The organism is Amycolatopsis sp. CA-161197 (genome assembly GCF_050942255.1).
Classification (GTDB): Bacteria; Actinomycetota; Actinomycetes; order Mycobacteriales; family Pseudonocardiaceae; genus Amycolatopsis.
This window is the reverse complement of record NZ_CP192059.1, coordinates 5,209,365-5,210,677: the sequence shown is the minus strand read 5'-3', so window position 1 is coordinate 5,210,677 and position 1,313 is coordinate 5,209,365. Positions and strand designations below refer to the sequence as shown.

The window sequence follows — 1,313 nt, the reverse complement described above, 5'->3', positions numbered from 1 at the left end:
GCTCAGCTCAACCCATCTGGACGGCCGCGCGGCGGCACACGTTCGGGTCACGATCCCCACCGAGTCTCGACCGGGCGGGCCTGGGAAATCCCTAGTTCACGTCGGTTTTCCCGACAGCAGAAGGCCCCCGCCGCGGGCAGCGGCAGGGGCCGGGGTGCGAGTGGTTCACCAAGCGGCGGCCAGCAGCACGTCGCCGTAGTCGCGCTCGCGCGCGGCCTGCTCGATGTCGGAGTGGACCATCATCGTCATCAGCTCGGTGAAGTCCACGCTCGGCTCCCAGTCCAGCGCCTTGCGCGCCCGGCGGGAGTCGGCACACAGCGTCTCGACCTCCGCGGGCCGCACCAGGGCCGGGTCGACCACCACGTGCTCCTCCCAGTCGAGGTCCGCGGCCGCGAAGGCGATCCGCACGGCGTCGCGCACCGAATGCATCTCGCCGGTGCCGATCACGTAGTCGCCCGGGTCGTCCTGCTGCAGCATCAGGTGCATGGCGCGCACGTAGTCGCCGGCGAAACCCCAGTCGCGCACGGCGTCGAGGTTGCCCAGCGCCAGCTTGTCCTGCAGGCCCAGCTTGATCGCCGCGACGGCGAGGGTGATCTTGCGCGTCACGAACTCGGCACCGCGGCGCGGGGACTCGTGGTTGAACAGGATGCCGGACACGCCGTACATCCCGAAGGACTCGCGGTAGTTCTTGGTGATGTAGTGGCCGTACGCCTTCGCCACGCCGTACGGGCTGCGCGGGTGGAAGATCGTGTCCTCCGACTGCGGCGTCTCGGCGACCTTGCCGAACATCTCCGACGAGGACGCCTGGTAGAACCGGATCAGGCCGTCCTTCGACGCCGTGCGGCTGGCCGAGAGACCGCTCACCATGCGGATGGCCTCGAGCATGCGCAGCACGCCCATGCCGTTGACCTCCGTCACGAGCTCGGGCTGCTGCCACGACATCGGGACGAACGAGATCGCGCCGAGGTTGTACACCTCGTCGGGCTGCACCAGTTCGATCGCGGACACGAGGCTCCGCTGGTCGATCAGGTCACCGTCCACGAAGGACACGTCCGACATCAGGCGGGCGATCCGCGACCGGCGCGGGTTCGCCTGGCCCCGGATGAGTCCCCACACCTGGTAGCCTTGCGCGAGCAGGTGCTCGGCGAGGTATGACCCGTCCTGCCCGGTGATCCCGGTGATCAGTGCGCGCCTGGACATGCTGTCCCCTTCCACCTACGGAAAAGCCACCGCGGCGGTGGCCGGGTGACGCCCCGGACCGGGGCTGTCATCGGAAAGAAGTTGCCGGAAAGCCGTTGCGACACCGGGGAATC

General features: G+C 68.8%; 1 protein-coding gene. It reads right to left on the bottom strand.

Features of this window, described 5'->3' with window-relative positions:
* Window positions 1-165: 165 nt before the first annotated feature.
* Window positions 166-1,200, bottom strand: coding sequence for a GDP-mannose 4,6-dehydratase (locus tag ACQPXB_RS24655; protein ID WP_366582063.1), 1,035 nt, complete (start codon window positions 1,198-1,200; stop codon window positions 166-168).
* Window positions 1,201-1,313: the final 113 nt, after the last annotated feature.